This window comes from Ruegeria sp. HU-ET01832 (assembly GCF_040371315.1).
Taxonomy (GTDB): Bacteria; Pseudomonadota; Alphaproteobacteria; order Rhodobacterales; family Rhodobacteraceae; genus Ruegeria; species Ruegeria lacuscaerulensis_A.
In genome coordinates, this window is the sequence record NZ_BAABWL010000001.1 from 958038 (window position 1) to 983379 (window position 25342).

The 25342-nt window shown below is 57.9% G+C and carries 21 protein-coding genes; 10 read left to right on the forward strand and 11 right to left on the reverse strand.

Annotated features, from left to right (window positions below):
• Window positions 1-52 precede the first annotated feature (52 nt).
• Together ABWV79_RS04830 and ABWV79_RS04835 are read left to right on the forward strand one after the other, a co-directional pair.
• On the forward strand, window positions 53-1858 hold the full coding sequence (locus ABWV79_RS04830; RefSeq protein ID WP_353390668.1) for an autotransporter assembly complex protein TamA: 1806 nt from the start codon (window positions 53-55) through the stop codon (window positions 1856-1858).
• A complete protein-coding gene (locus ABWV79_RS04835) occupies window positions 1855-5937 on the forward strand; it encodes a translocation/assembly module TamB domain-containing protein (RefSeq protein ID WP_353390669.1) in 4083 nt (1360 codons plus the stop codon). The genes ABWV79_RS04830 and ABWV79_RS04835 overlap by 4 nt, the downstream gene beginning before the upstream one ends.
• Here ABWV79_RS04835 and ABWV79_RS04840 read toward each other — a convergent pair.
• The 5 genes from ABWV79_RS04840 to ABWV79_RS04860 form a co-directional block, all read right to left on the reverse strand.
• A complete protein-coding gene (locus ABWV79_RS04840; protein ID WP_353390670.1) occupies window positions 5931-6440 on the reverse strand; it encodes a thioesterase family protein in 510 nt (169 codons plus the stop codon). The genes ABWV79_RS04835 and ABWV79_RS04840 overlap by 7 nt on opposite strands.
• The gene (locus tag ABWV79_RS04845) at window positions 6433-7221 is read right to left on the reverse strand and encodes a cyclase family protein (protein WP_353390672.1); all 789 of its coding nucleotides are present in this window, start codon (window positions 7219-7221) and stop codon (window positions 6433-6435) included. The genes ABWV79_RS04840 and ABWV79_RS04845 overlap by 8 nt, the downstream gene beginning before the upstream one ends.
• Before the next feature lie 111 nt (window positions 7222-7332).
• Window positions 7333-10116: a formate dehydrogenase subunit alpha gene (fdhF, locus tag ABWV79_RS04850; RefSeq protein ID WP_353390673.1), complete on the reverse strand. Its 2784-nt coding sequence runs from the start codon at window positions 10114-10116 to the stop codon at window positions 7333-7335.
• A gap of 14 nt (window positions 10117-10130) precedes the next feature.
• Window positions 10131-11834 (reverse strand): NAD(P)H-dependent oxidoreductase subunit E, encoded by a 1704-nt coding sequence (locus ABWV79_RS04855; protein ID WP_353390674.1) that lies wholly within the window; start codon window positions 11832-11834, stop codon window positions 10131-10133.
• An 85-nt stretch (window positions 11835-11919) separates the two neighbouring features.
• Entirely contained in the window at window positions 11920-12801 is an 882-nt protein-coding gene (locus tag ABWV79_RS04860) for a LysR family transcriptional regulator (RefSeq protein ID WP_353390676.1), read from the reverse strand.
• A 156-nt stretch (window positions 12802-12957) separates the two neighbouring features.
• Here ABWV79_RS04860 and ABWV79_RS04865 point away from each other — a divergent pair, with 156 nt between their 5' ends.
• Window positions 12958-13314, forward strand: coding sequence for a YybH family protein (locus ABWV79_RS04865; RefSeq protein ID WP_353390677.1), 357 nt, complete (start codon window positions 12958-12960; stop codon window positions 13312-13314).
• A 22-nt stretch (window positions 13315-13336) separates the two neighbouring features.
• Here ABWV79_RS04865 and ychF read toward each other — a convergent pair whose 3' ends face one another.
• The gene (gene ychF / locus ABWV79_RS04870) at window positions 13337-14434 is read right to left on the reverse strand and encodes a redox-regulated ATPase YchF (protein ID WP_170354871.1); all 1098 of its coding nucleotides are present in this window, start codon (window positions 14432-14434) and stop codon (window positions 13337-13339) included.
• 193 nt (window positions 14435-14627) lie between these two features.
• Here ychF and ABWV79_RS04875 point away from each other — a divergent pair, with 193 nt between their 5' ends.
• The 7 genes from ABWV79_RS04875 to ABWV79_RS04905 all read left to right on the forward strand — a co-directional run bounded on the left by ABWV79_RS04875 (window position 14628) and on the right by ABWV79_RS04905 (window position 20586).
• Entirely contained in the window at window positions 14628-15113 is a 486-nt protein-coding gene (locus ABWV79_RS04875) for an acyloxyacyl hydrolase (RefSeq protein ID WP_353390680.1), read from the forward strand.
• A gap of 78 nt (window positions 15114-15191) precedes the next feature.
• A complete protein-coding gene (gene trpA, locus ABWV79_RS04880) occupies window positions 15192-15983 on the forward strand; it encodes a tryptophan synthase subunit alpha (RefSeq protein WP_170753947.1) in 792 nt (263 codons plus the stop codon).
• Between the two features lie 160 nt (window positions 15984-16143).
• Window positions 16144-17310 carry an alpha-hydroxy acid oxidase gene (locus tag ABWV79_RS04885; RefSeq protein ID WP_170354869.1) on the forward strand — a complete coding sequence of 389 codons (1167 nt, stop codon included), beginning with the start codon at window positions 16144-16146 and terminating at the stop codon, window positions 17308-17310.
• A gap of 191 nt (window positions 17311-17501) precedes the next feature.
• Window positions 17502-18149: a 50S ribosomal protein L25/general stress protein Ctc gene (locus tag ABWV79_RS04890; RefSeq protein WP_170354868.1), complete on the forward strand. Its 648-nt coding sequence runs from the start codon at window positions 17502-17504 to the stop codon at window positions 18147-18149.
• A gap of 129 nt (window positions 18150-18278) precedes the next feature.
• Window positions 18279-18956 (forward strand): aminoacyl-tRNA hydrolase, encoded by a 678-nt coding sequence (pth, locus tag ABWV79_RS04895; RefSeq protein WP_353390683.1) that lies wholly within the window; start codon window positions 18279-18281, stop codon window positions 18954-18956.
• Window positions 18957-19038: 82 nt separating this feature from the next.
• Window positions 19039-20202, forward strand: coding sequence for a serine hydrolase domain-containing protein (locus ABWV79_RS04900; protein ID WP_353390685.1), 1164 nt, complete (start codon window positions 19039-19041; stop codon window positions 20200-20202).
• Between the two features lie 9 nt (window positions 20203-20211).
• On the forward strand, window positions 20212-20586 hold the full coding sequence (locus tag ABWV79_RS04905) for a DUF2237 family protein (protein WP_353390687.1): 375 nt from the start codon (window positions 20212-20214) through the stop codon (window positions 20584-20586).
• 65 nt (window positions 20587-20651) lie between these two features.
• Here ABWV79_RS04905 and trpB read toward each other — a convergent pair whose 3' ends face one another.
• The 5 genes from trpB to rpsA form a co-directional block, all read right to left on the reverse strand.
• Window positions 20652-21899 carry a tryptophan synthase subunit beta gene (gene trpB / locus ABWV79_RS04910; RefSeq protein WP_353390689.1) on the reverse strand — a complete coding sequence of 416 codons (1248 nt, stop codon included), beginning with the start codon at window positions 21897-21899 and terminating at the stop codon, window positions 20652-20654.
• A gap of 92 nt (window positions 21900-21991) precedes the next feature.
• Window positions 21992-22642: a phosphoribosylanthranilate isomerase gene (locus ABWV79_RS04915; protein WP_353390691.1), complete on the reverse strand. Its 651-nt coding sequence runs from the start codon at window positions 22640-22642 to the stop codon at window positions 21992-21994.
• Between the two features lie 6 nt (window positions 22643-22648).
• Window positions 22649-22999, reverse strand: a complete 351-nt coding sequence (locus ABWV79_RS04920) for a lipopolysaccharide assembly protein LapA domain-containing protein (RefSeq protein ID WP_353390799.1) — start codon at window positions 22997-22999, stop codon at window positions 22649-22651.
• Between the two features lie 6 nt (window positions 23000-23005).
• The gene (ihfB, locus tag ABWV79_RS04925) at window positions 23006-23290 is read right to left on the reverse strand and encodes an integration host factor subunit beta (RefSeq protein WP_170354862.1); all 285 of its coding nucleotides are present in this window, start codon (window positions 23288-23290) and stop codon (window positions 23006-23008) included.
• Between the two features lie 270 nt (window positions 23291-23560).
• A complete protein-coding gene (gene rpsA / locus ABWV79_RS04930; RefSeq protein ID WP_170354861.1) occupies window positions 23561-25237 on the reverse strand; it encodes a 30S ribosomal protein S1 in 1677 nt (558 codons plus the stop codon).
• Window positions 25238-25342: the final 105 nt, after the last annotated feature.

A 25342-nucleotide genomic window follows, 5' to 3' on the forward strand; every position in this document is an offset into this window, starting at 1 on the left:
TCTTCCATGACGGCGAAAACTGATTTCAACTTGGGGCAGTTGAGGCCAATTGATGCAGAAGACCGGACCGCGCGCTTGTGTGAGAACTTGCCTGTTTGGCCTGCTGGCTGCGGTTCTGCCCACTTCGCTAATTGCGCTAGAGACAACTCTGACCGCTCCAGGCGCGCCCAAAGCTCTGATCGAGCGTCTTGAAGAAACCTCATCCGTTGCCACCGCCGAGTCGCGCGGACTGGGCACACCACTGGAAATTTTATCGGCCGCGTTGTCGGATTATCGGACCATTGTTCAGATTCTGTACGACGAGGGGTATTTCAGCCCGGTCGTCAGCATCAAGCTGGACGGTCAGGAAGCGGCCGAACTGAGTTCCCTGAGCGTACCGACGCAGATCAACCGCGCCGCCATCACTGTGCAGACCGGACCTAAGTTCCGGTTTGGTGAAGCGATCGTACAGCCTTTGGCCCCACAGACCGTCCTGCCCGAAGAATTCGCGATCGGCGAACTGGCCACCACCGGGGCGATTCAGCGTGCCGGTTCCGCAGGGGTCCAAGGCTGGCGCAATGCAGGCCATGCCAAAGCCGATATTCAAGGTCAAAGAGTCATCGCCCGACACGCGCAGGCCCAGTTGGACGCTCAGATTGATCTGGCTCCGGGGCCGCGCTTGACGTTCGGGAAAATGATCATCTCGGGCGATACGGATGTGAAACACTCGTCGATCGAAAAGATCGCGGGCTTCCCAGAGGGCGAGGTTTATTCCCCCGAGGACATCCAAAAGGTCGGGACCCGTCTGCGCAGGACCGGAACTTTTAACGTTGTCGCGCTTGAAGAACGCGAGACCCCGAACCCTGATGGCACGCTGGATTTCGACGCCTATTTCGAAGATCTGCCCAAACGCCGCCTGACTTTCGGATTCGAGATTGCCTCTCGGGATGGGATCGATCTGACCGCAACCTGGACCCATCGCAACGTGTTTCGGCGGGCAGAACGGCTGCGGTTCGAAGCAGCGCTGCGCAATATCGGCGGCGCCGAGGATCTGGACGGGCGCATCGGTCTTCGACTGGACCAGCCAGATCGGCTGGGACCAGATGACAACACGTTCTGGAACGCCCTGCTGGAACGCCGCAACACCGACAATTACAACGTTACTATAACATCGCTGGCGTATGGTGCGCGACGTACTTTCTCGGATCGGCTATACGCCGAAGCTTCGGCCGGGTTTCAATGGTCCGACGCGGATGACGCGTTCGGCGACGGGCGCAAGTTCCGATACTTTATTGTCCCCACCCGCACCGAGTGGGATCAGCGCGACAGCAAGGTCAGTGCGACGAAAGGGTTTTATCTGGACGCACAGATCATGCCCTTTCTGGGAATTTCAGAAACTGAGACCGGCATCAGGTTCTTTGCTGACGCGCGCACCTATACCAGCCTGGGAACTGGCGGGCGCATTGTACTTGCTGGGCGGGTGCAAGCGGGTTCAGTCCTGGGGCCGTCACTGAACGCAGTTACCCCAGACTTCCTGTTTTTTTCCGGTGGCGCCGGCACCGTACGTGGGCAACCGTTCGAAAGCCTCGGCATTCCGGTCGGAGACGAAATTGCCGGCGGCAAATCCTTCCTTGGCCTCTCCGGAGAAGTCAGGGGCAAGATAAACGATGCGATATCGCTGGTCGGGTTCTATGATTACGGCGTGGTGGATTCGTCCTCATTCGTCACCAGCGCCGCGGCGTCCCATTCTGGCGCAGGTCTAGGCGTCAGATACGATTTGGGTGGCTTTGGCCCATTGCGTCTTGACCTCGCCGTTCCCGTTCAGGGCGACACCGGCGATGGACTGCAGTTCTACATCGGGATCGGACAGGCATTTTGATAAGGCGATATTCATATACAGTCCTGACCGCTACGCTGGTCCTCTATGCCCCTCCTCTGGCCGCGCAGGAAGACAGCGGTGGCAGTATGCTTGAGAATTTCCTGCAAGATACGCTGTCGGGTGACAATCAGAACGTTACGGTCAAGGGTCTGCAAGGCGCCCTGAGCGCGCGCGCCACCATCGAGGAAATCACAGTCGCGGATGATGAAGGCGTCTGGTTGACCATCAAGGACGCGCAACTGGACTGGAACCGCCTGGCGCTGATCCGAGGCAGATTCTCGGTTAACGCGCTGACAGCGCAGGAAATCGACATCGCTCGCGCGCCCGGCGCGACAACCGCACCGGGCGAACCTGCACCTTCTGCCGAAACTCAGCCATTTCAACTTCCTGAACTGCCCGTTTCCATCGAGATCGGCGAAATTCGTATAGACGAGATTTCCCTGGGCGAGCCGTTGATAGGCGTGGCCGCAGACCTGTCGGTTACCGGCAATCTTTCCCTGGCCGACGGAACGTTGGACACCAATCTCGATATCACCCGGCTGGACCGCGCGGGCGACGAAATCACTCTGACCGCCGGGTTCCAGAACGCCACCAGCGAGATCACCCTTGATCTGAATGTGACCGAAGCATCCGGCGGTCTGATTTCTACCGCCCTGAACATTCCCGACAGCCCACCTATCGGATTATCCGCCAAAGGGTCCGGCCCGCTGACGGATTTCAGCGCCGATATCGGCCTGAGCAGCGACAACCAGCAACGCGTGACCGGTCAGGTTCGCCTGCGCGCGGCCACCGAAGGAGCATCAGAAGGCATTGCGTTTACCACCGACCTCAGTGGTGATCTGACCCCATTTCTATCAGCCGATATCGATCCGTTCTTTGGCACCCAGACACGACTTTTCGTAAACGGCCAAACCAAACCCGAAGGGGCGCTGGATGTCTCGGACCTGGAACTGACCACGCAAGCGTTGGACTTGAAGGGCGAGTTGCAACTGGCCCAAGGTGGAACACTGGCACTTGCGGCTTTGCAGGGACGTATCACGCCTCCAGACGGTCAGGCTGTGATCCTGCCTGTGGCTGGCGGGGATACATCCCTTCAGGCCGCACAAATTTCCGCACTTTTCGATCAGAAAAACGGCAACCTTTGGGACCTGAGCCTGACGGCGAACGGCTTTAAATCCCCTCAAGCCAACCTGCAAAACGCCCGGATTACGGCGCAAGGAGTTCTGGATCAGGCCGAAACCCTGTCAGTAAGTGGCGACCTTCAAGCCAGCGTCACCGGTGTTGATTTGACTGATCCTGCTTTGAACTCGGCCATCGGCCAACGCATCACGCTGGACGGCCAGTTTGACTATGGCAGTGATCAGTCGCTGAACCTATCGGGGTTCGAACTGGTCGGATCGGATTATACGCTTGCGCTGGATGCTTTGGTCGATGGCCTGAACAGTGGTTTGAACGTGGACGGTTCAGCTACGCTCGAAGCGTCTGACTTGGCCCGATTTTCGGACCTCGCACAAATGGACCTTGAGGGGCGGGTCTCGGCCAGAATTGATGGGTCGGGATCGCCACTGGAAGGCAGCTTTGACGGCAAGCTGGCTGTCGAGGGCAGCGACCTGTCAACCGGGCGCGACGACATCGACCCGGTCATCACTGGCGAAACGACAATCACGCTGGATGCCAAACGTGATTCAGACGGCATTACTATCCGCGCCTTCGATCTGAACAGCGAAGCTGCGCAGGCTCAGGCAAGCGGCGATGTGACCACACCCGATGGCAATCTGACCATCGACGGGCAAGCGCGGGTAAATGCGGCGGACTTGTCGGTGTTCTCGGGCTTGGCCCAGCGTGAGCTGGGGGGCTCTGTACGGGCAGAAGTCAGCGGCACGGGGACAGTACAAACGTTGGAGTTTGACGGCACCGCCAATGTCGTCGGTCGGAACATACGAACGGGCATGGCGGATATTGATCCCCTGTTGACCGGTCAGACTACAATCCAGTGGGATGGTGCTCGGACCGCAGATGCCATTGATATACGAAGCGCAACAATCAACGCCCAAGCCCTGAGCGCGCAGGTTCAGGCCACGATAAATGACCCGACCGAAGAACCCTCGGGCCAGGGTCAGGCGCGTTTGACCGTGCCTGACCTGTCGCTTTTTTCGGGACTGGCCGGGCAAGATCTGGCCGGATCGGTGAACGCCAACCTACAGGGCAGCGGCGACCTCGCCACGCGCGCTTTTGACGTTCAAGGGAACGTGGACGCCAACAACATTCGGGCCGGGATCGAGGTGCTCGACAAACTGATTGAGGGGCGTACAACCCTGACCCTAGACGCTGAAAATGGCGACGAGGGCCTGGATGTTCGCACGTTCCGACTGACAGGAACGGCAATCTCTGCAAACGCCTCGGGCAAGGTCTCGCGCGAGGCCGGAGGGCTGGATTACTCGGTGACACTGGACGACGTCGCCCGTGTGACCCGGACTCTGTCTGGCCCCATGACTTTGGCAGGCAACGTGGCACCAACTCGGACCGGGTTGGAAGGAACTGCAAATTTAAGCGGGCCTGACAGTTCTTATGCCAATCTCAAAGGGACAGTCGAAACAGACGGCGACGCAGATGTGGAATTTGACGCCAAGTTCAATCGCATTGAACGATTTGCACCCGACTTCCCCGGCACCATCGCTGCCACGGGAACTGCGCAACGCAAAAGTGGCATCTGGACCATCGACACCAGCGCCGAAGGCCCCGCGCAGATCAACAGCGACGTTTCGGGTACGTTTGATGAAAGTACGGGTGAAGCGGATCTGAAGGCTGTGGGCGGTTTGAACATAGGAATTGCCAACCTGTTCATTTCACCCAATAAAATCGACGGAACTGCCCGGTATGACGTTACTCTTAAGGGCAAGCCAGCGCTTGATGCCCTTAGCGGGTCGATCACCACCTCTGGCACATCGCTGGCCATTCCGGGCGCCGGGCAAACAATCACTGGCATCAGCGGGTCAGTCGATCTGTCGCAAAGCCGAGCAACGGTTTCCATTTCCGGCGGCACCCGCGCCGGCGGATCGTTCTCGGTCGCCGGGCCGGTTGACCTGACCCCGCCCTTCAACGCGAATATCGTAACGACTTTGAATAACCTGGTTCTGACGGACCAGCTTTTGTATGAGACCACACTGGCTGGACAAATTGCGATGACCGGAGCGTTGGCAGGAAACAGCTCGGTTTCAGGGCAGATCAATTTCGTTGAAACAAACATCAACCTAGCAGCCGCCTCTGGCGCGGTAGGGGCGGCGGCGATCCCCGACATCCAGCATGTTGGCGAAAGTGCTGCAGAACTGCTGACACGGGAACGCGCCGGTCTGGTTAAGGACGAAGAGACCACACAAAGCGACTCGCGCATTGCTTTGGATATCGCATTGCTGGCCCCGAAAGAGGTCTTTGTGCGCGGTCGCGGCGTAAACGCGGAACTGGGTGGGCGGCTGTTTATCGGCGGGACCACATCATCCGTCATCCCGTCAGGGCAGATAGAATTGATCCGCGGTCACTTTGATATTCTGGGGCGTCGATTGGCGTTGACCAAGGGTATCGTAACGCTGCAAGGCGACCTCACACCGTATATCGAGTTCGAATCTTCGACCAGCACCTCGGACGGTACTGCTACGATCGAAATCGCCGGGCCGCTGGATTCACCCGAAGTCGACGTATTCTCTGACCCGGAACGCCCCGCCGAAGAGGCTCTGGCCATGTTGTTGTTCGGCAACCGGTTCTCGGAACTGTCGCCCTTTGTGATTGCCCAGATGGCGGCGTCGCTGGCACAACTTAGCGGCGCAGGTGGTGATGCCACCAAGGGGCTGCGTGACAGCACAGGGGTAGACACGGTCGATATAGGCGCGACGGAAGGCGGAGCGGGACGCTTGGGCGCGGGCGCTTACCTGAGCGACAACCTCTACACCGATTTCACCGTCAACACAGAAGGCGACACCGAAGTGAACCTGAACCTTGACGTCACCGACAACTTCACCGTCCGGGGCACTGTCGATGGCCGGGGCGAGACTGGGCTGGGTGTGTTCTTTGAACGCAATTACTGACGCCGGATCGCAATCGGTTGACCGATCTGAGGCTCCGGCTCAAGCTCTGCATGATCACGCGCCATCCGCGCCAACCGGGCTGCAGCCCAATCTGGATACGCAACAGATCGACCTGTTGTATGACTGACATTCATGAAAAGCGCTTCTTGGGTAGCGCACACCTCGCCTGAAGCCGAAAGCATCTGGGCAAAATAATGCCCGCGTTTGTGATCGGCATCCAACATGCGAAAGCGAAAGGTCAACGACTGACCTTCGAGAACTTCGCGCAGGAAAGACATTTGCGATTGCAGGACGTAAGGCCCCTGCCCCAACGCGCTGACCTGAACTTCGCCCAGTCCCAGATGATCAACCATCAACCGTTCCAGCGCCATATCAAATGCCACTCCGTAATAGCCCACATTCATGTGGCCATTATAGTCGATCCATTCCGGCAGAACCTTGAATCCGTGAATTTCGATAGGTGCGTCATAGGGGCCATCATGGCCGCCCAATGGTTCAGTCATCTGCATCATCCTCGAATATGGCGACGGCGCGCGTGAATCCCGCCGAAGCGCCTTTGATCTTGAACGGAAAACACGAGATTTCGAAACCGGTCGGCGGCAGGCTTTCCAGATTGGTCAGTTTTTCCATGTGGCAATACCCAATGTCTATCGAAGCACGGTGGCCTTCCCAGATAATTGAGGCATCCTGTGTCTCGGCGTATTCCTGAGCGGTCAGGGCAAAAGGTGCATCCCAGCTCCAGGCGTCGGTGCCGGTGACGCGTACACCGCGCTCGGTCAGATACAGCGTTGCTGCGCGGCCCATGCCGCAACCTTTCATCAGATAATCAGGTTGCCCATAATGCGTGCCTGCGGACGTGTTGACGACCACGATGTCCAATGGCCGCAACGTATGGCCGATGCGTTTCAATTCGGCCTCGACATCTGCGGCCGTCACCACATAGCCATCATCAAAATGGCGGAAATCCAGTTTCACACCGGGATTCATGCACCATTCCAGCGGCACCTCGTCGATCGTGATCGCGCGTTCTCCTCGATTCATGGTCGAGTGATGATGGTACGGCGCATCCAGATGAGTGCCGTTATGGGTCGCGATCTGCAAACGTTCTATGGCCCAGCCCTCACCGCCCGGAAGATCATCCTTTGTCAAACCGGGAAAGAAAGACATGACCTGTTCTGCAGTCTGGTCATGGGTCAAGTATTCGATTTCAGGCAGCATGATCGGCGGGTCGGATATGATCCCGGTTTCCAGCGGAACGGACAAATCGACAAAGCGGCGCGCCATGGAACCCTCCACCACCAAAAGCGGTGACAGGTTTGGCCGTCAATAAATCTCTGTCAAGAAAAGAAAAAGGCGACCCGCAAGGGCCGCCTTTCCAACATGAGTGGTGGTCGGTTATTCCGCCGCGATGGCGTCTTCTATCTTTTCAACCCTGATGGCCGAGAACTTGAACTCGGGGATCTTGCCATACGGGTCGATGGCCGAGTTGGTCAGGATATTTGCTGCTGCCTCAACATAGGCAAACGGAATGAACACCATATCCTCGGCAATCGCCCGGTCGGCGCGCACCATAATGTCGATCGAGCCGCGCCGGGTGGTCAAGCGGATCGTGTCACCCGGCTCAATCCCCATCAGTTTGAGGGTACGCGGGTTCATCGAACAGTTCGCCTCGGGCTCAACCGCATCCAGAACGTTGGACCGGCGGGTCATCGACCCGGTGTGCCAATGCTCCAGCTGACGACCTGTTGTGGCGATCATCGGATATTCGGCATCCGGGGCCTCATCCGGCGGGATGACGCTGGCGGGTGTGAATTTGGCTTTACCATCCGCACGGGGGAATCCGTCGCCGAACACGATGGACTGACCCGGATCGGTTTCGGACAGGGACGGGTAGGTGATCGTCTCGTTTTCCAGACGTTCCCACGTGATGTTGTCCAGCGACTCCATGGTCAGCTTCATTTCAGCAAAGACCTGAGACACATCCGTGTAATCCCAGTTGAGACCGATGCGCTGCGCCAATTCCACAGTGATCGCCCAGTCTTCACGCGCCTCACCCGGAGGCGGCACGGCCGGGCGCACACGCTGCACCTGACGGTTGGTGTTCGACACGGTGCCGTTCTTTTCATACAGCGCCGAGGCCGGCAGAATGATATCGGCGTAGTTTGCCGTCTCGGTCAGGAAAATGTCCTGAACGATCATCAGGTCCAGCTTTGCCAGCGCTGCGCGGGCATGGTTCACATCCGGGTCAGACATGGCCGGATTTTCGCCCAAAATATACATGCCCTTGATGTTTCCGGCATAAATCTGGTCGATGATTTCGGTGACCGTCAGGCCCTTTTCGTTCGAGAAATCCTCTGATCCCCAAACATCGGCGAACTTCGCCCGGATGTTGTCGTCTGTGACCGTTTTGTAGTCCGGCAGGAACATCGGGATCAGACCAGCATCCGAGGCGCCCTGAACGTTGTTCTGACCACGCAACGGGTGCAGACCCGCGCCCGGTTTACCAACATTCCCGGTCATCAGCGCGAGGCTGATCAGACAACGCGAGTTATCCGTTCCATGGATGTGCTGACTGACACCCATGCCCCAGAAGATCAGGCCGGCCTTGGCCTGTGCAAAGGTACGGGCCACCCGGCGGATCTGATCCGGTTCAATACCGCAGATTGGAGCCATCGCTTCGGGCGTGAACTGGCGCAGGTGTTCTTTCTCGGCCTCCCAGTTCTCGGTCCAGCGGTGGATGTACTGGCTGTCATAGAGCTCCTCTTCGACGATCACGTTCATGATCGCGTTCAACATCGACACATCCGCTCCCGGTCGGAACTGCAGCATTTCATCGGCGAACTTGCGCATCCCGACACCGCGCGGGTCCATTACGATCAGCTTGCCACCGCGTTTGGTAAACTGCTTGAAATAGGTCGCGGCAACCGGGTGGTTCTCGATCGGGTTGGCCCCGATGATGATCGCCACATCCGCGTCTTTGATGTCGTTGAACGCAGCCGTAACCGCACCCGATCCAACGTTTTCAATCAGCGCGGCCACCGACGACGCGTGGCACAGACGGGTGCAGTGGTCGACGTTGTTGTGACGGAAGCCCTGACGGATGAACTTCTGGAATAGATAGGCTTCTTCATTCGTGCACTTGGCCGAGCCAAAACCCGCGACATTGCGCGGATCATCGTCGCGCAGTTCCTTCAGCTTGGTCGCGGCCAGATCCATCGCCTCTTCCCAAGTCGCTTCGCGGAAATGGGTCGACAGGTTCGAAGGATCGACGTTTAAGCCCTTGGCAGGTGCGTCCTCGCGCCGGATCAGCGGCTTGGTCAAACGGTGCGGGTGGTGGATGTAGTCAAAGCCGAACCGGCCTTTGACGCACAGGCGACCTTCGTTAGCCGGGCCGTTGATGCCTTCGACATACTTAACCTTGCCGTCCTTGACCTTCAGCGAAACTTTACAGCCCACGCCGCAGAACGGGCAGACGCTTTTGGTCTCAGAGTCATAGTCTTTGCTGTCACCCTTCTGCTGGTCATCCAGCACGGTCGCAGGCATCAGCGCGCCGGTCGGGCAAGCCTGAACGCATTCACCACAGGCGACACAAGTTGAATCGCCCATCGGGTCGTTCTGGTCGAAAACCACCTGCGCTGTGTGACCACGACCAGCCATGCCAATTACATCGTTCACCTGCACGTCGCGGCAGGCGCGCACGCAGAGATTGCAGTTGATGCAGGCGTCCAGATTGACGCGCATCGCAACGTGGCTGTCATCCAGCAGCGGGATTTTCTCGGCTTCTTTGGCCGGGAAACGGCTGTCGCTGACGTCGTTCAGCTTGGCCATGTCCCAGAAGTGGCTGGACGCGTCATGTGCCTCCTCCGGCTGGTCAGCGACCAGCAGTTCCATGACCATGGCGCGCGATTTCTCGGCGCGGTCGCTGTCTGTCTTGACTACCATACCATCCGCTGCGGGTCGGATGCACGAAGCGACCAGTGTGCGTTCGCCCTCCACCTCGACCATACAGGCGCGGCAGTTGCCGTCGGGTTTGTAGCCCGGTTGGGGCTTGTGGCACAGGTGCGGAATGGTGAACCCTTGGCCTTTGGCGGCTTCCCAGATGGTCCAGCCCTCGGGCACGGTGACATCTTCGCCGTTCAGGTTGAAGGTGACGGTCTTGTTTGGGCTTGCGTCTAGCATGGCTCTGTCTCCCCTCAGATTTCGTCAGCGAAGTGTTTCATGACCAGGCGGATCGGGTTCGGGGCCGCCTGCCCCAGACCGCAGATCGAGGCATCGCCCATGACCTGGCACAGATCTTCCAGCAGATCGGTGTCCCACTTGTCGGCCTGCATCAGCTTAACCGCTTTTTCGCAGCCAGCACGACACGGCGTACACTGGCCGCAGCTTTCATCCTCGAAAAACCGCAGCATATTCAGCGCCGCATCTCGCGCCGTGTCCTGATCGGACAAAACGACCACGGCAGCGGACCCGATGAAGGTGCCATGCGGTTGCAGCGTATCGAAATCCAGCGGGATATCATCCATAGATGCGGGCAACAGCCCCGAAGACGGACCGCCCGGCTGGTAGGCCTTGAAGGTCTGACCTTCGGCCATCCCTCCGGCCGCTTCGATCACGTCCAGAATGGTCGAACCGGCGGGCAGTAGATAGACGCCCGGCTTTGCCACACGCCCCGAGACCGAATAGCTGCGTAGGCCCTTGCGGCCGTTCTTTTCGGTGCTGTTGAGGCAATCCGGCCCCTCGCGACACACCTTGGTGACCCAATACAGCGTCTCAACATTGTGCACCAACGTCGGGCGGTTAAACACGCCGACCTGCGCCACAAACGGAGGACGGTGACGCGGCAGGCCCTTTTTGCCCTCGATCGATTCAATCATCGCGGATTCTTCGCCGCAGATATAGGCACCGGCCCCCCGGCGCAGGTCGATATAGCCGGGCGCGACGATCCCGGCCCGTTCCAGCGCGGCAATCTCACGGCGCAGAATTTCCAGAACCGCTGGGTATTCGTCGCGCATGTAGATAAAGCAGGTCTCGGCCTCAACCGCCCATGCGGCGATCAGCATGCCCTCAAGGAAGACATGCGGCGTGCGCTCCAGATAGTAGCGGTCTTTGAACGTGCCGGGCTCGCCCTCGTCCCCGTTCACGGCCAGATAGCGGGTGCCTTCGTTCATGCGAACAAAGCCCCATTTCTTGCCCGACGGGAAGCCCGCACCACCCAGACCACGCAGGCCCGAGGACAAGATGTCTTCCTGCACTTGTTCCCAATCGCCGCCATCGCGCAGTTCTTTCAGCTTGGTATAGCCGCCGTTAGCCTCATAAGAAGCAAAGGCTTCGTAGTCGGGCAAATGCGCGTGGGTGTCATCAGCCGCAATCGCGGCCTGCACCTTTTCGGGGGTCGCATGATCGATATGGTTGTGACCGATCTCAAGCACCGGCGCAGTATCGCAGCGGCCCATGCAGGGCGCACGCACGACGCGAACCTCCGACGCATCCAGACCGTCCTCCAGCGCCTTTTGCAGCTGCTGGGCACCGGCCATTTCACAGGACAGGGAATCACAGACACGGATCGTCAGCGCGGGTGGAGGCGTCTCGCCCTCTTTCACCACGTCGAAATGGGCATAAAAGGTAGCGGTTTCATAGATCTCGGCCTGACCGATGCGCATCTCGACCGCCAGAGCGGCGATGTGGTCGGCGCTGATATGGCCGTGTTCGTCCTGAATCAAATGCAGGAATTCGATCAGCAGATCACGGCGGCGCGGGCGGTCGCCCAGCAGGCGCGCGATCTCGGCCTGTGCCTCATCCGTGAACTGACGGCCTTTGGGCGTGTGCCGCCCTTTGCCTTTACCTGACTTCCAGACGCCCTTGGGTGCGCCTGCTGGCTTGGTATCTAATGGTGCCATGATGCCCTCCGATTAAGGCTCCGTGTCTCATCAGATCAGCATATCGTCAAATCGCATATTTCAATCGCACGATAGCGACACCTTATCACCGTAAGGAGGCGACAACCGCCCGTAGCGCTTCGACCGTTGGCAATTCCGGATCACGGCTGAGCGTGGCAAGACAGATCGGCTTGCTGACGACCGGATCGACCAGAGGCAGCACTTTCGTTCCCTTCAACTCGCCCAGCGCCCGCACCAGCACACGGGGAACAACCGTGGCCGCCAACCCCTCGCGCGCCATAACCATCGAAGCGGTGAAGCCGCTGGTTTCGGCCACCACATGCGGGTGCAGGCCCTGTTCAGCGAAAATCCGGTCCAGAATACGCCGATTCTGCATCTGCGGCTCAAGCAGGCTGATCGGAAACTCGGCCACCTGCGCCCACGGGAGCGGCCCGGTTTCATCAGTCATATGCGCAGGAACCAGCAGCACATAGGTTTCTTCGTACAGGGGCTGAACCTGCCGCAGATCGGTGCCGATGCTGTCGCCATAGGTTATGCCCGCATCCAGACTACCCTCATCCAGCCGGTGCTGTATGGCGGTGGCCGACATGGTTTCGATCCGCGACAGGATGCGCGGGTGGGCCTGCTGCAACCGTTTGATCAAACGTCCGGTAAAGGCAATTGCGGTGGGGATCACGCCCAGGATCAGCGTCCCCGTGATCTCACCCTTGGACGCCTGCACCTGCTGTTCCAGCGCCTTGGTCTCATCCAGAATACGCCGCGCCCGCTGGACGATCATCTCGCCTTCTTCGGTGAGGCCCTGAAACCGGTTGGCACGACGGACGATCGAGACACCCAACCGGTCCTCAAGATTGCGGATGCGCATCGAGAACGCGGGCTGCGATATCCCGCATTCCTCAGCTGCCTTGGCGAAATGTTGGTGCCGCGCAAGGGCGCTAAGGAGTTGGAGGTCGCGGATTTCGATCATATTCGAGTTTTCCAATAACGGGCCGACGACCACTTTAGCCGTATTAACTTGCGGGAAAAGCACCGTTTGCAGGCGAGCATACCTTTGAACGCATTCTTGTCTCACTCAAGAAACTCGCCTCTAATACATGGCAAGGGCAACACGGAGAGGCTTCGGATGACCGCTGTAGAAGTTTTTCAGAAATTGTATGACAGGTATGTTGATTGCTATCGGTCAAAAGATGCAACTGGTTGCGCGTCGTTCTTCCTGGATAACGCAGAATTGTTTTCACCCTACGGACCTGCAGCCAAAGGCCGAAATGCTATCGAAGCGACCCATGCCGAATGGTTAGGGGAAGGTGGCGAGGACAAAATCGTTACGGTTGTTCAGGCCGGCATCGACGGTCAAATCGGCTGGTGCCTTGTCCACTTTAGTGAAGGGACGACCGGTCACGGGACATCCCTTAACGTTTTGCACCGGCAACCTGACGGCGGGTGGCTGATCAGCCATTGCAGCCTGAACGAAAAGCTCTGATACAAACGTTTACCAGACGTGCTTAGTTGTTAAACAAGAAGTGCATCACATCGCCATCTTTGACGATGTACCCCTTGCCCTCAGCCCGCATTTTACCCGCCTCTTTTGCGCCCTGCTCGCCATTGGCGGCGATGTAGTCGTCATAGGCGATGGTTTCGGCGCGGATGAAGCCTTTTTCGAAGTCGCCATGGATCACGCCTGCGGCTTGCGGCGCGGCGGTGCCGGTACGGATGGTCCAGGCGCGGGCTTCTTTCGGGCCAACGGTGAAATAGGTTTCCAATTTCAACAGGTCGTAGCCCGCGCGGATTAGACGGTCGAGGCCGGGTTCTTCCAGGCCCATCTCGCTCAAGAACATTTCGGCTTCGTCCGCTTCCAGCAGGCTAATCTCTTCTTCGATCTTGGCGCTGATGATGACGTGAGAATTGCCCTGCGCGGCAGCCATTTCAGCGACCTTGGCGGAATATTCATTGCCCTCGGCGGCTTCTTCTTCGGACACGTTGCAGACATACAGAACCGGTTTGGTGGTCAGCAGTTGCAGCATCTTCCACGCCTTGGCGTCCTCGGCCGTAACCTCAACCAGCCGCGCGGGTTTACCGCTTTCCAGCATAGCTTGCGCTTCGGCCAGCAGGCGGTCTTGTTGCTGCGCCTCTTTGTCGTTGCCCTTCAGCTTGCGCACCAGATTGGCGCGGCGCTTTTCGATGCTTTCCAGATCGGCCAGCATCAGTTCGGTCTCGATCGTGTCAGCATCAGCCACCGGGTCGACGCGGCCATCCACATGAGTCACGTCGCCATCTTCGAAACAGCGCAACACATGGGCGATGGCATCGGTTTCCCGGATATTGGCAAGAAACTGATTGCCCAGCCCCTCGCCCTTTGACGCCCCCTTCACCAGACCGGCGATGTCCACGAAGGTCATGCGCGTCGGGATGATTTGCTTCGAGGACGCAATTGCCGCCAGCTTGTCTAAACGCTCGTCCGGCACGGCCACGTCGCCCACATTCGGCTCGATGGTGCAGAACGGGAAATTCGCCGCTTGTGCCGCCGCAGTCTTGGTCAGCGCGTTGAACAGAGTCGACTTGCCTACATTCGGCAGACCCACGATTCCCATTTTAAAGCCCATTGCGGCCTCCTGAAGCGATGTGACGGCGTCTTCTAGGCAGGTTGTGGAAAATGCGCAACCCAACCGGTGCAACCGGCAGATGGCCACCGTAGCTTCACTAAACCGTTACGGTATTTGTACTTGCGTGAGTTGAACCGCGCGGGTCATGGTCCCCACGTAGGAATTCACACAAAAATAATTGACGAAGAACCCAATGAAAGCGTTATTTACTTCTGTCGCCTTGCTCGTGGCTGCGACCTCGGTACAGGCCCAATCTGTCATCTTTGGCGCGGGTTTTGCGGATTTTTCTAACGGCAACGGCGACGATCAGGGCGTGTTTTCACTGGAATACCAGCACCGTCCGTTTCACGAAGCAACGCGCTTCAGCGCTGGTCTGGGTGCGGCTCTGACCGCCGACACCGACGGTGACACGCATATCGGTGCAGGTTTGGTGGGCATCTATTCCTTCTCGGATCGCTGGTTCGCTGAGTTGAGTGTGATGCCAGGCTACTTTAACGCCTCTAACGGCGACAATGACTTGGGTGGTGGCTTTCAGATTCGCAGCCTTCTGGGTGTTGGCTATACATTGGACAGCGGCAACGCCATTTCGCTGGCTGTCACTCACAAATCGAACGCCAGTACCGACAGCTTTAACCCCGGCGTGAATGCGCTGCTCTTACGCTATCACCTGGGGTTCTAGGTCAATCTGGTCAGTCGGGATTGATTTCCGGCCAAAGTTTCTGCACATCAGGATCAAACCTGAATGCAAGGATCACAGATGACCCGTATCGACGCCAAATTCGCCGCCCTCAAGGCCGAAGGTAAAAAGGCATTCGTTGCCTATATCATGGCCGGAGATCCAGATTTCGACACCTCGCTTGAGATCGTTAAGGGCCTTCCGGCAGCGGGCGTCGACGTGATCGAGCTTGGCTTGCCCTTTACCGACCCAATGGCCGACGGGCCAACCATTCAGGCCGCCGGACAACGCGCGTTGGATGGCGGTATGACCTTGCAGCGCACGCTGGATTTGGCCCGCAGCTTTCGCGAAACCGACGACACGACACCGATCGTTCTGATGGGATATTACAATCCGATTTACAGCCGCGGCGTCGACAGCTTCCTAAAGGACGCAAAATCCGCAGGCATTGATGGCTTGATCGTTGTCGACCTGCCACCAGAAGAAGATGACGAGCTGTGCCTGCCCGCGCAAGCCGCCGGATTGAATTTCATTCGTTTGGCCACACCGACGACCGATGACAAACGCCTGCCCCGTGTGCTGCAGAACACCTCGGGCTTTGTCTACTACGTATCGATTACCGGAATTACCGGCGCGGCCGAGGCGCAAGCCACCAATGTCGGCCCCGAAGTCGCCCGCATTAAGGCCGCCACCGACCTGCCGGTCATCGTTGGGTTTGGGATCAATACACCCGAAAAATCGAAGGCCATCGCCAGCGTGGCAGACGGTGCAGTGGTCGGCTCGGCTATCGTCAGTCAGATCGCAAAGGGCCAGCCTGTCGCCGAGGTACTCGACTTCGTCAAGACGCTCTCAGATGGGGCACATTCCGCCTGAGACGGCTTGCGACCACTTAATCGCTTTGAAACCGCAGTTGGCCTATGCCGCTGCGGTTTTTCTTTGAACAATCCAGTCACCTACCAGCTCCAAATGCAGCGTTGCGACGCGGGCCAGGTATTGGTAAACAATTTATACCAATCCTTCGAAAGCTGACCTCATGCCCGTCATCACGAATATTGAAGATCTCAAACGTATCTATGAACGGCGTGTCCCGCGCATGTTCTATGACTACGCAGAAAGCGGAAGCTGGACCGAACAGACCTTTCGCGACAACAGCTCGGATTTCGAAGATATTCGGCTACGCCAACGGGTGGCTGTTGACATGTCTGGGCGGTCAACTGCGTCCAAAATGATCGGGCAGGATGTGACAATGCCCGTCGCGCTGGCTCCGGTTGGCCTGACCGGTATGCAACACGCAGACGGAGAGATGAAGGCCGCCAAAGCCGCCGAAGATTTCGGAGTGCCTTTCACTCTGTCCACCATGTCCATCAACTCGATCGAAGATGTGGCAGAACACACTTCGGCACCATTCTGGTTCCAGCTTTACACCATGAAGGATCAGGATTACGTCAGCCGACTGATCCAACGGGCCAAAGACGCCAAGTGTTCCGCTTTGGTCATCACGCTGGACCTGCAGATTCTGGGGCAGCGCCACAAGGACCTGAAAAACGGCCTGTCCGCACCGCCAAAGCTGACCCCCAAAACCATCGCGAACCTGATGACCAAATGGTCTTGGGGGATCGAGATGCTGCGCGCCAAACGGCGGGAATTCGGCAATATCGTTGGCCATGTGGACGGTATCTCGGACGCGTCGTCGCTGGGCGCGTGGACGGCCGAACAATTCGACCCCAGCCTCGACTGGAAAAAAGTCGAAAAGCTGATGGAACAATGGGGCGGCAAGGTCATCCTCAAGGGTATCCTGGATGCAGACGACGCCCGGATGGCGGCCAAACTTGGGGCTGATGCCATCGTGGTATCCAATCACGGTGGACGGCAACTGGACGGTGCTCTCAGCTCGATCCGTGTTCTGCCCGAGATCATGGACGCGGTCGGAGGCGATATTGAGGTCCATCTGGACAGCGGCATCCGGTCCGGTCAGGACGTTTTGAAAGCAGTGGCCTTGGGTGCGCAAGGCACCTATATCGGCCGTGCGTTTGTCTATGGTCTGGGGGCGATGGGACAAAAAGGTGTGACCACCGCGCTGGACGTCATCCAAAAGGAATTCGACACAACCATGGCACTGTGTGGTGAAAGAAAAGTCACCGACCTGGGCCGGCACAATCTATTGGTTCCCGAAGATTTCGGCGGACGTTGGCGCAAGTGATCAGGGGGTCAGATGAAGCAAGGGATTCGCACTTCATCTGGCTGAAAATACCTCGGAGCGCGAGGCAGAGCTTCGCAAATGGTTGAACCTGTAAAAACCCCTTTCCAAAACAGATGAATCAAGCTAAGGACGCGGCTTCACGCGGGCATACAGCCTTGGAGGATGCCCGCCCTAACATTTGGAGAATTATCATGGCTGGAGAGATTCCTGATCTCGTAGCTCTGGAACGGACGGGGACAGGCAAGGGCGCCGCTCGTCAGACCCGCCGCGAAGGCATGGTCCCGGGCGTTGTATTCGGTGGCGACAAAGACCCACTGGCAATCAAGATCCCGTTCAACGAACTGTTCAAGCGTCTGAAAGCAGGCCGATTCAAGTCCACTCTGTGGAACCTGAAGGTTGAAGGCCACGAGGACGTCCGCGTCATCTGCCGCGACGTTCAGCGTGACGTTGTCAAAGACCTGCCGACCCACCTGGACCTGATGCGCCTGCGTCGGACCACCAAGATTGCGCTGTTCATCCCCGTTGAGTTCGTCAACGAAGAAGCAGCCCCCGGCATCAAGAAGGGTGGCGTTCTGACTGTTGTACGTCCTGAGGTTGAGCTGGTCTGCACCGCCGGTGACATCCCCGAGAAGATCACAATTGATCTGACCGGTCTGAACATCAACGATGTTGTCACCATCTCGGCCGTGGATCTGCCTGCAGGCACCAAGCCCACCATCGACCGTGACTTCGTGATCGCGAACATCTCGGCACCGACCGGTCTGTCGACCAGCGACGACGAAGAAGGTGAAGAAGTGGCCGCAGACGAGGTTGAAGTCGTCGGTCAGGAAGAAGAATAAGTCCAGACGCTTGAGTGACTGGATTGGAAACGGGGTCCGGATGGGCCCCGTTTTCTTTTGCAGGGTTGGGGTGGAAAACCGGTCGCGATCCGTGCCATCAACCTTGTGCAAAGCAACGGGGACGAGATCATGAAGCTGTTCGTCGGTTTGGGGAATCCGGGGGCAAAATATGCCCGCAACCGCCACAATATCGGCTTTATGGCTGTAGACAGGATCTCCCAAGATCACAGCTTTGGCCCTTGGAGGTCCAAGTTTCAGGCCGAGATCGCCGAAGGGCGGTTGGGTCGCGAAAAAGTGCTGTTGATCAAGCCGCAGACTTTCATGAACCGCTCGGGTCAATCTGTCGGCGAAGCGATGCGGTTCTACAAATTAGACTCGACTGATGTGACCGTCTTTCATGATGAGCTTGACCTCGCCCCCGGTAAGGTCCGGGTCAAGGCGGGCGGAGGTCACGCCGGTCACAATGGGCTGCGATCCATCCACGAACATATCAGCCCCGCCTATGATCGTGTGCGACTAGGGATCGGGCATCCGGGGCGCAAAGAGATGGTCTCTCCTTACGTTCTGGGCGACTTTGCCAAGGCTGACTCGGACTGGTTGGAGGACGTGCTGCGCGGCGTATCAGATGGGGCCGCGCATCTTGCCGATAACGAAAGCGGCAAGTTCATGAATGCGGTTGCCCTACGGACTGCGCCACCGAGATCGTCAAAAACGCCTCAACCGTCCCAATCGGCACCAAAGCCGGCGCCTGAGCCCGAGGTCGATGACCGATCGGCCATGCAAAAACTGCTGGATAAGTTCAAATAGACTCATAGGTCTTGCCGTAACGTCCTGATTGCAGATCGCATCGGGGCGCGGTCCAATACAGCACGCATATGGGAGGAGACATATGAGAACGCTGTTGAAGTGGGTGCTGCGCATCACATTGATGCTGGTACTGGCCGCCGTGGTTGTTGGCTTCTGGAAACGCGAAGAAATTCAGCGACTTATGGCAGTGAATTCGCTATTCAGCGAAGACAAGATTGTCCATAACTTCTCGCATATGGATCAGGCGTTCCTGACGGTCGACCTGCCGCGCGGTGACGGCCCCACCTGGGACCTGCCCTATGGCATTGGCTTTGATCTACCCGAAGGCACCGATCAGTGGATCGAAGACCGGGCTGTGACGTCTCTTCTGGTGATGCAGGATGGTCAGATCCGGTTCGAGGAGTATTACCTGGGCACCGCGCCGGAAGACCGTCGGATTTCCTGGTCGGTCGCCAAAAGCTACCTTTCGGCTCTGTTCGGCATCCTACTGGAGGAAGGCGCGATCACCTCGTTGGATGATCAGGTGGTTCAATACGCCCCTCAACTGAAGGGCACAGCCTATGACGGCGCGACCCTGCGCAATGTGCTGAATATGGCCAGCGGCGTCACATTCAACGAGGATTATTTTGACCCCAAGTCAGACATCAACCGTATGGGGCGTGTCGTGGCGTTGGGTGGAAAGCTGGACGATTTTGCAGCCTCGCTGCAGGACAATTTCACAAAACCGGGTGAGACCTGGCAGTATGTCTCGATCGACACCCATGTGATTGGAATGGTGATCCGAGGCGCAACCGGGCGCAGCGTCACTGATTTGCTGACCGAAAAGATCATTCAGCCGCTGGGTCTGGAATACGACGGCTATTACGTGACTGACGGTACCGGGATTGCCTTTGTTCTAGGTGGCTTGAACTTCACAACTCGGGATTTTGCCCGGTTCGGTCAAATGATCCTGCAGAATGGGCAGCACAACGATCAGCAACTCGTACCTGCGGATTGGGTCGCCGAATCCGTCCTGCCCAGCGCTCCGACCGAGGCCGGGAAGATCGGCTATGGCTACCAATGGTGGATTCCGGTAGGTGCGCATGAGGGCGAGTTTCTCGCACGGGGCGTTTATGGTCAGTATATCTATTTCGACCAACCCCGCGGCGTTTTGATCGTGACGACTGGCGCGGATCGCAAGTTCCGCGACGATGGCGTAAACGAAGCCAATGTCGAAATGTTTCGCAGTATTGCGCAAAGCCTGTAGGGTGTCGCCATGCAAAAACAGGACAGCATCAACGTGCTGGGGGGCGTTTTGGCCCCCTGCTCCCAAGACCCTCTGACCGGGTTCTTTCGTGACGGGGCCTGCAATACGTGCCCCGAAGATCAGGGCAGCCATACGGTCTGCGCCGTGATGACGGCCGAGTTTCTGGGCTTTTCCAAGTATGTCGGCAACGACCTCAGCACACCGCGCCCCGAGTTCAACTTTCCCGGTCTAAACCCCGGAGACAGTTGGTGCCTTTGCGCCAGCCGTTTTCTACAGGCCCATGACGAAGGGTGTGCGCCCAAAGTGCACCTTGAAGCAACCCATCAGCGCGCTTTGGACATCGTCTCTCTGACGATTCTGACAGAGCATTCCAACGCAGATTAAGCAGGTGGGCGGACAAAAAAAGCGCGCTCAAGCAGGCGCGCCTTTTGTGGTTTTCGCAATCGAGTTTAGTCGGCGCTGCGGCCTTCTGTATCCGACATGTCAAAGTTCAGATACTTGGCTACGGTCTGCACGTCCTTATCGCCCCGTCCACACATGTTCATACAGATCACATGATCTTTGGGAAGTTCGGGCGCAATTTTCATAACGTGAGCCAGTGCGTGGCTGGGCTCCAGCGCGGGGATGATGCCTTCGGTGGCGCAGCACAGCTGGAACGCCTCCAGCGCCTCTTTGTCGGTGATCGAGACATATTGCGCGCGGCCGATGTCGTGCAGCCAAGAATGCTCGGGCCCGATGCCCGGATAGTCCAGACCGGCAGAGATCGAGTAGCCCTCAAGAATCTGCCCATCATCATCCTGCAGCAGATAGGTGCGGTTACCGTGCAACACGCCGGGTCGCCCGCCGGTCAATGATGCGCAATGCTCCATCTTCTCGTTCACACCTTTACCACCGGCCTCGACACCGATGATATTCACCGATTTGTCGTCAAGGAACGGGTAGAACAGGCCCATCGCGTTTGAACCACCACCGATGGCGGCAATGATCGTGTCGGGCAGACGGCCTTCGGCCTTTTGCATCTGCTCTTTCGCTTCCTTGCCGATGATCGACTGGAAATCGCGGACCATCGCCGGGTACGGGTGTGGCCCGGCCACCGTGCCGATGCAGTAGAACGTGTCGCGTACATTGGTCACCCAGTCGCGCAGCGCGTCATTCATCGCGTCTTTCAGCGTACCGCGGCCCGAGGTCACCGGAATCACCTCGGCCCCCAGCAGGCGCATACGGAACACGTTGGGGGCCTGGCGCTGCACATCATGGGCGCCCATATAGACGATGCATTTCAGGCCGAACTTGGCGCAGACGGTGGCTGTGGCCACACCGTGCTGCCCTGCCCCGGTCTCGGCAATGATCCGGGTCTTGCCCATACGGCGGGCCAGAATGATCTGCCCCAGCACGTTGTTGATCTTATGCGCACCGGTGTGGTTCAGCTCATCACGTTTCAGGTAAATCTTCGCGCCGCCCAAGTGTTCGGTCAGACGTTCCGCGTAATACAGCGGCGAGGGGCGGCCCACATAGTTCGCCCACAGATCATCCATCTCGGCCCAGAAAGTCGGATCGTCTTTGGCCTTCTCGTATTCCTCTTCCAGCGACAGGATCAGCGGCATCAGGGTCTCGCTGACAAACCGTCCGCCGAAGATGCCAAAACGGCCCTGCTCATCGGGACCGGACATGAAGGAATTGAAAAGATCGTTGGCCATGGCTGTCTCCGTCATCTTACCTGTCGTTCATAGGAGGTAGCGGCGGGATTTGCCATGGCAAAACGCACTCGCTCGATGCTTTGCCAGACGCGTCAACCGGTCGCGTTTGCCGCAGCGATAAAGGCCCGCATCAGATCGGCATCCTTGATACCCGGCGCGCTTTCCACACCCGAGGCAACGTCCACCTGACGTGCACCGGTCATCCGGATCGCTTCGGCCACGTTATCGGGGTTCAAGCCACCGGCCAGCATCCAAGGCTTGCGCCAGTATTTACGCCCAGCCAGCAAACGCCAATCAAAGGCCAACCCGTTTCCACCTGGCAAGACCGCGTTTTTAGGGGCCTTGGCATCAACCAGCAACTGGTCGGCAACATCACTGTAGGTGTCTATTGCTTGCAGGTCTTTGGCATCGGCCACGCCAACCACCTTTATGACGGGCAGACCGTAACGCGCTTTGACTTCTTGCACACGTTCTACGCTTTCCGACCCGTGTAGCTGTAACATGTCGAACGGGGCAGCTGCGGTAATGCTGTCCAGCAACGTATCAGATGCGTTCACCACCAAGGCCACTTTTGCCACACCGACAGGGACGTGATCCGTTAGTTGGGCGGCTTGCTCCGGCGAGACATAGCGCGGTGATTTCGGAAAGAAGTTGAACCCTAGATACCGCGCGCCTGCGTCCGCTGCGGCGCGCACGTGGTCAGCGGCGGTCAGGCCGCAAATTTTGACCGCTACATCGGACATGTTAGCTTAGCTGGCCTCGTCCAGAATGGCGAGGACCTCATCCTTGCCTTCGTTCTGCTTTTTCTTGAGCTTTTTGACTTCGCGTTCAAGTTTGCGAACTTCACCGGTTTTGGCCGACGCATCTGCACGGTGCTTATGCTCACGCAGCCATTCCCAGAGGAACCCGATAATCAGGCCCGCAACAACGCTGCCCAGAACCACAAGGAACAAGGGCAGAGAGGTGCTGATATTGAACCCAATCAGATCGGCAATCGCCTGAGGCATCAGTGTCAGCTCAACGGCTTCGCGGTTGGCCAGCGAAACCGAGATCAGAACGATCGCGAGGATCGCCAAAAAAGCATATCTAACGTAGCGCATCATGCCTTAGGCTTTACCGTTCAAACGGTCCCTTAGCAACTTGCCAGTCTTGAAAAACGGAACACTTTTTTCTTCGACCTGAACGGTCTCGCCAGTACGGGGGTTTCGGCCCACCCGCGCGTCGCGCTGTTTGACCGAAAACGCTCCAAAGCCACGCAGTTCAACCCGATCACCACGGGCCATGGCATCGGTCACTTCTTCGAACACAGTATTCACGATCCGCTCGACATCGCGTTGGTAAAGATGCGGGTTCTCGTCGGCGATTTTCTGAATCAGTTCTGAACGGATCATGTGCGTTACCCTCCCAGGCGACCGGATTACCATGTCTATTATTCTGAACAGTATAGGAAAAAACTTAGTTCGGGGGAACGTTGACTCTGTCTGCTGAGCCTTGATTCTGCCTCAAAGTCACGCGATTTTTTGCCCGTTCACGGGAATTGACCCCCTAAAGCATGAACAGCAGGTGAATATAGCTCAAAATTCAGAACATATTGATTCGCAACAAAAACGGCCCCGCACTCTTGTACGGGGCCGTAAAACTGTTTGGACTGAGGTCCGGACTTAGTCGCCCGACTTAAGCGCTGCGCCCAGGATATCGCCCAGCGACGCGCCCGAGTCGGAAGAACCGTACTGTTCCACGGCCTCTTTCTCTTCGGCGATTTCGCGTGCTTTGATCGACAGGCCCAGACGGCGAGTCTTGCTGTCGACGTTGGTTACGCGGACGTCAACCTTGTCGCCAGTGTTGAAACGCTCGGGGCGCTGCTCGGCACGGTCACGCGACAGGTCCGAACGGCGGATGAAGGACTTCATGCCTTCGTACTCCACCTCGATACCACCATCTTCGATCGCGGTGACCTCAACGGTGATGACCGAACCACGCTTCACGCCGCCCACGGCTTCGGCGAACTTGTCACCGCCCAGGGCTTTGATCGACAGCGAGATACGCTCTTTTTCCACGTCAACTTCCGAGACAACGGCCGAAACCATGTCGCCTTTGCGGTAGTTCTGGATCGCATCCTCGCCACGCTCGTCCCAGGACAGGTCGGACAGGTGAACCATGCCGTCGATGTCGCCTTCGAGGCCAATGAACAGACCGAATTCGGTGATGTTCTTGACTTCGCCTTCGACCTCGGTGCCCTCGGGGTGTGTTTCTGCAAACACTTCCCATGGGTTGCGCTGAGTCTGCTTCAGGCCCAGAGATACGCGACGCTTGGCGCCGTCGATTTCCAGAACCATGACGTCGACTTCCTGGCTGGTCGAAACGATCTTGCCGGGGTGGACGTTTTTCTTGGTCCATGACATCTCGGAGACGTGCACCAGACCTTCGACACCGGCTTCCAGCTCGACGAACGCGCCGTAGTCAGTGATGTTGGTGACGCGACCCTGATGGACCGAGCCCAGCGGGTATTTCGCAGCAACCAGATCCCACGGATCTTCCTGCAGCTGCTTCATGCCCAGGCTGATGCGGTGGGTCTCTTTGTTGATCTTGATGACCTGAACCTTGATGGTTTCGCCGATCGTCAGGATCTCGGACGGGTGGTTCACACGACGCCATGCCATGTCGGTGACGTGCAGCAGGCCGTCAACGCCGCCCAGGTCAACAAATGCACCGTATTCGGTGATGTTTTTGACAACACCCTCGACGGTCTGACCTTCGGAGAGGTTGCCGATAACTTCGGCGCGCTGTTCGGCACGCGATTCTTCCAGAATGGCGCGACGCGACACAACGATGTTGCCACGACGGCGGTCCATTTTCAGAATCTGGAACGGCTGCTTCAGACCCATCAGCGGGCCAGCGTCGCGCACGGGGCGAACATCAACCTGGCTGCCGGGCAGGAACGCAACTGCGCCACCCAGATCGACGGTGAAGCCACCTTTAACGCGGCCAAAGATAGCACCTTCGACACGCTGGTCGTCGGCATATGCTTTTTCCAGACGGTCCCATGCCTCTTCACGGCGGGCCATCTCGCGCGAGATGACGGCTTCGCCACGGGCGTTTTCTGCGGCGCGCAGGTAGACTTCTACCTCGTCACCAACAGCGATTTCAGGGGCTTCGCCAGGATTTGCGAATTCTTTCAGATCAACGCGGCCTTCCATTTTGTAGCCTACGTCGATGATGGCTTGGCCGGCTTCGATCGCCAGAACCTTGCCTTTGACAACAGAACCCTCTTCGGGCGTGTCCATTTCGAAGCTTTCGTTCAGGAGGGCTTCGAATTCCTCCATGGATGTATCAGCCATGTGGCAGTGTTTTCCTTTACAAGTGTTTTTTCTGGCCGAGCGGTTGTCTCCGCCGGTCTTGTTTCATGGTGCCTTGCAAGCGTAATCCGGTGCGCATCTGACTAC

What these genes read in the sequence shown, in the direction of transcription:
- ABWV79_RS04920 (WP_353390799.1), bottom strand. Translation starts at nt 22,999, where the DNA reads ATGCGCTACGTTAGATATGCTTTTTTGGCGATCCTCGCGATCGTTCTG.
- ABWV79_RS04890 (WP_170354868.1), top strand. Translation starts at nt 17,502, where the DNA reads ATGGCTGGAGAGATTCCTGATCTCGTAGCTCTGGAACGGACGGGGACA.
- ABWV79_RS04915 (WP_353390691.1), bottom strand. Translation starts at nt 22,642, where the DNA reads ATGTCCGATGTAGCGGTCAAAATTTGCGGCCTGACCGCCGCTGACCAC.
- ABWV79_RS04855 (WP_353390674.1), bottom strand. Translation starts at nt 11,834, where the DNA reads ATGGCACCATTAGATACCAAGCCAGCAGGCGCACCCAAGGGCGTCTGG.
- ABWV79_RS04885 (WP_170354869.1), top strand. Translation starts at nt 16,144, where the DNA reads ATGCCCGTCATCACGAATATTGAAGATCTCAAACGTATCTATGAACGG.
- ychF (WP_170354871.1), bottom strand. Translation starts at nt 14,434, where the DNA reads ATGGGCTTTAAAATGGGAATCGTGGGTCTGCCGAATGTAGGCAAGTCG.
- fdhF (WP_353390673.1), bottom strand. Translation starts at nt 10,116, where the DNA reads ATGCTAGACGCAAGCCCAAACAAGACCGTCACCTTCAACCTGAACGGC.
- trpA (WP_170753947.1), top strand. Translation starts at nt 15,192, where the DNA reads ATGACCCGTATCGACGCCAAATTCGCCGCCCTCAAGGCCGAAGGTAAA.
- ABWV79_RS04860 (WP_353390676.1), bottom strand. Translation starts at nt 12,801, where the DNA reads ATGATCGAAATCCGCGACCTCCAACTCCTTAGCGCCCTTGCGCGGCAC.
- rpsA (WP_170354861.1), bottom strand. Translation starts at nt 25,237, where the DNA reads ATGGCTGATACATCCATGGAGGAATTCGAAGCCCTCCTGAACGAAAGC.
- ABWV79_RS04900 (WP_353390685.1), top strand. Translation starts at nt 19,039, where the DNA reads ATGAGAACGCTGTTGAAGTGGGTGCTGCGCATCACATTGATGCTGGTA.
- pth (WP_353390683.1), top strand. Translation starts at nt 18,279, where the DNA reads ATGAAGCTGTTCGTCGGTTTGGGGAATCCGGGGGCAAAATATGCCCGC.
- ABWV79_RS04865 (WP_353390677.1), top strand. Translation starts at nt 12,958, where the DNA reads ATGACCGCTGTAGAAGTTTTTCAGAAATTGTATGACAGGTATGTTGAT.
- trpB (WP_353390689.1), bottom strand. Translation starts at nt 21,899, where the DNA reads ATGGCCAACGATCTTTTCAATTCCTTCATGTCCGGTCCCGATGAGCAG.
- ihfB (WP_170354862.1), bottom strand. Translation starts at nt 23,290, where the DNA reads ATGATCCGTTCAGAACTGATTCAGAAAATCGCCGACGAGAACCCGCAT.
- ABWV79_RS04830 (WP_353390668.1), top strand. Translation starts at nt 53, where the DNA reads ATGCAGAAGACCGGACCGCGCGCTTGTGTGAGAACTTGCCTGTTTGGC.
- ABWV79_RS04905 (WP_353390687.1), top strand. Translation starts at nt 20,212, where the DNA reads ATGCAAAAACAGGACAGCATCAACGTGCTGGGGGGCGTTTTGGCCCCC.
- ABWV79_RS04875 (WP_353390680.1), top strand. Translation starts at nt 14,628, where the DNA reads ATGAAAGCGTTATTTACTTCTGTCGCCTTGCTCGTGGCTGCGACCTCG.
- ABWV79_RS04840 (WP_353390670.1), bottom strand. Translation starts at nt 6,440, where the DNA reads ATGACTGAACCATTGGGCGGCCATGATGGCCCCTATGACGCACCTATC.
- ABWV79_RS04845 (WP_353390672.1), bottom strand. Translation starts at nt 7,221, where the DNA reads ATGGCGCGCCGCTTTGTCGATTTGTCCGTTCCGCTGGAAACCGGGATC.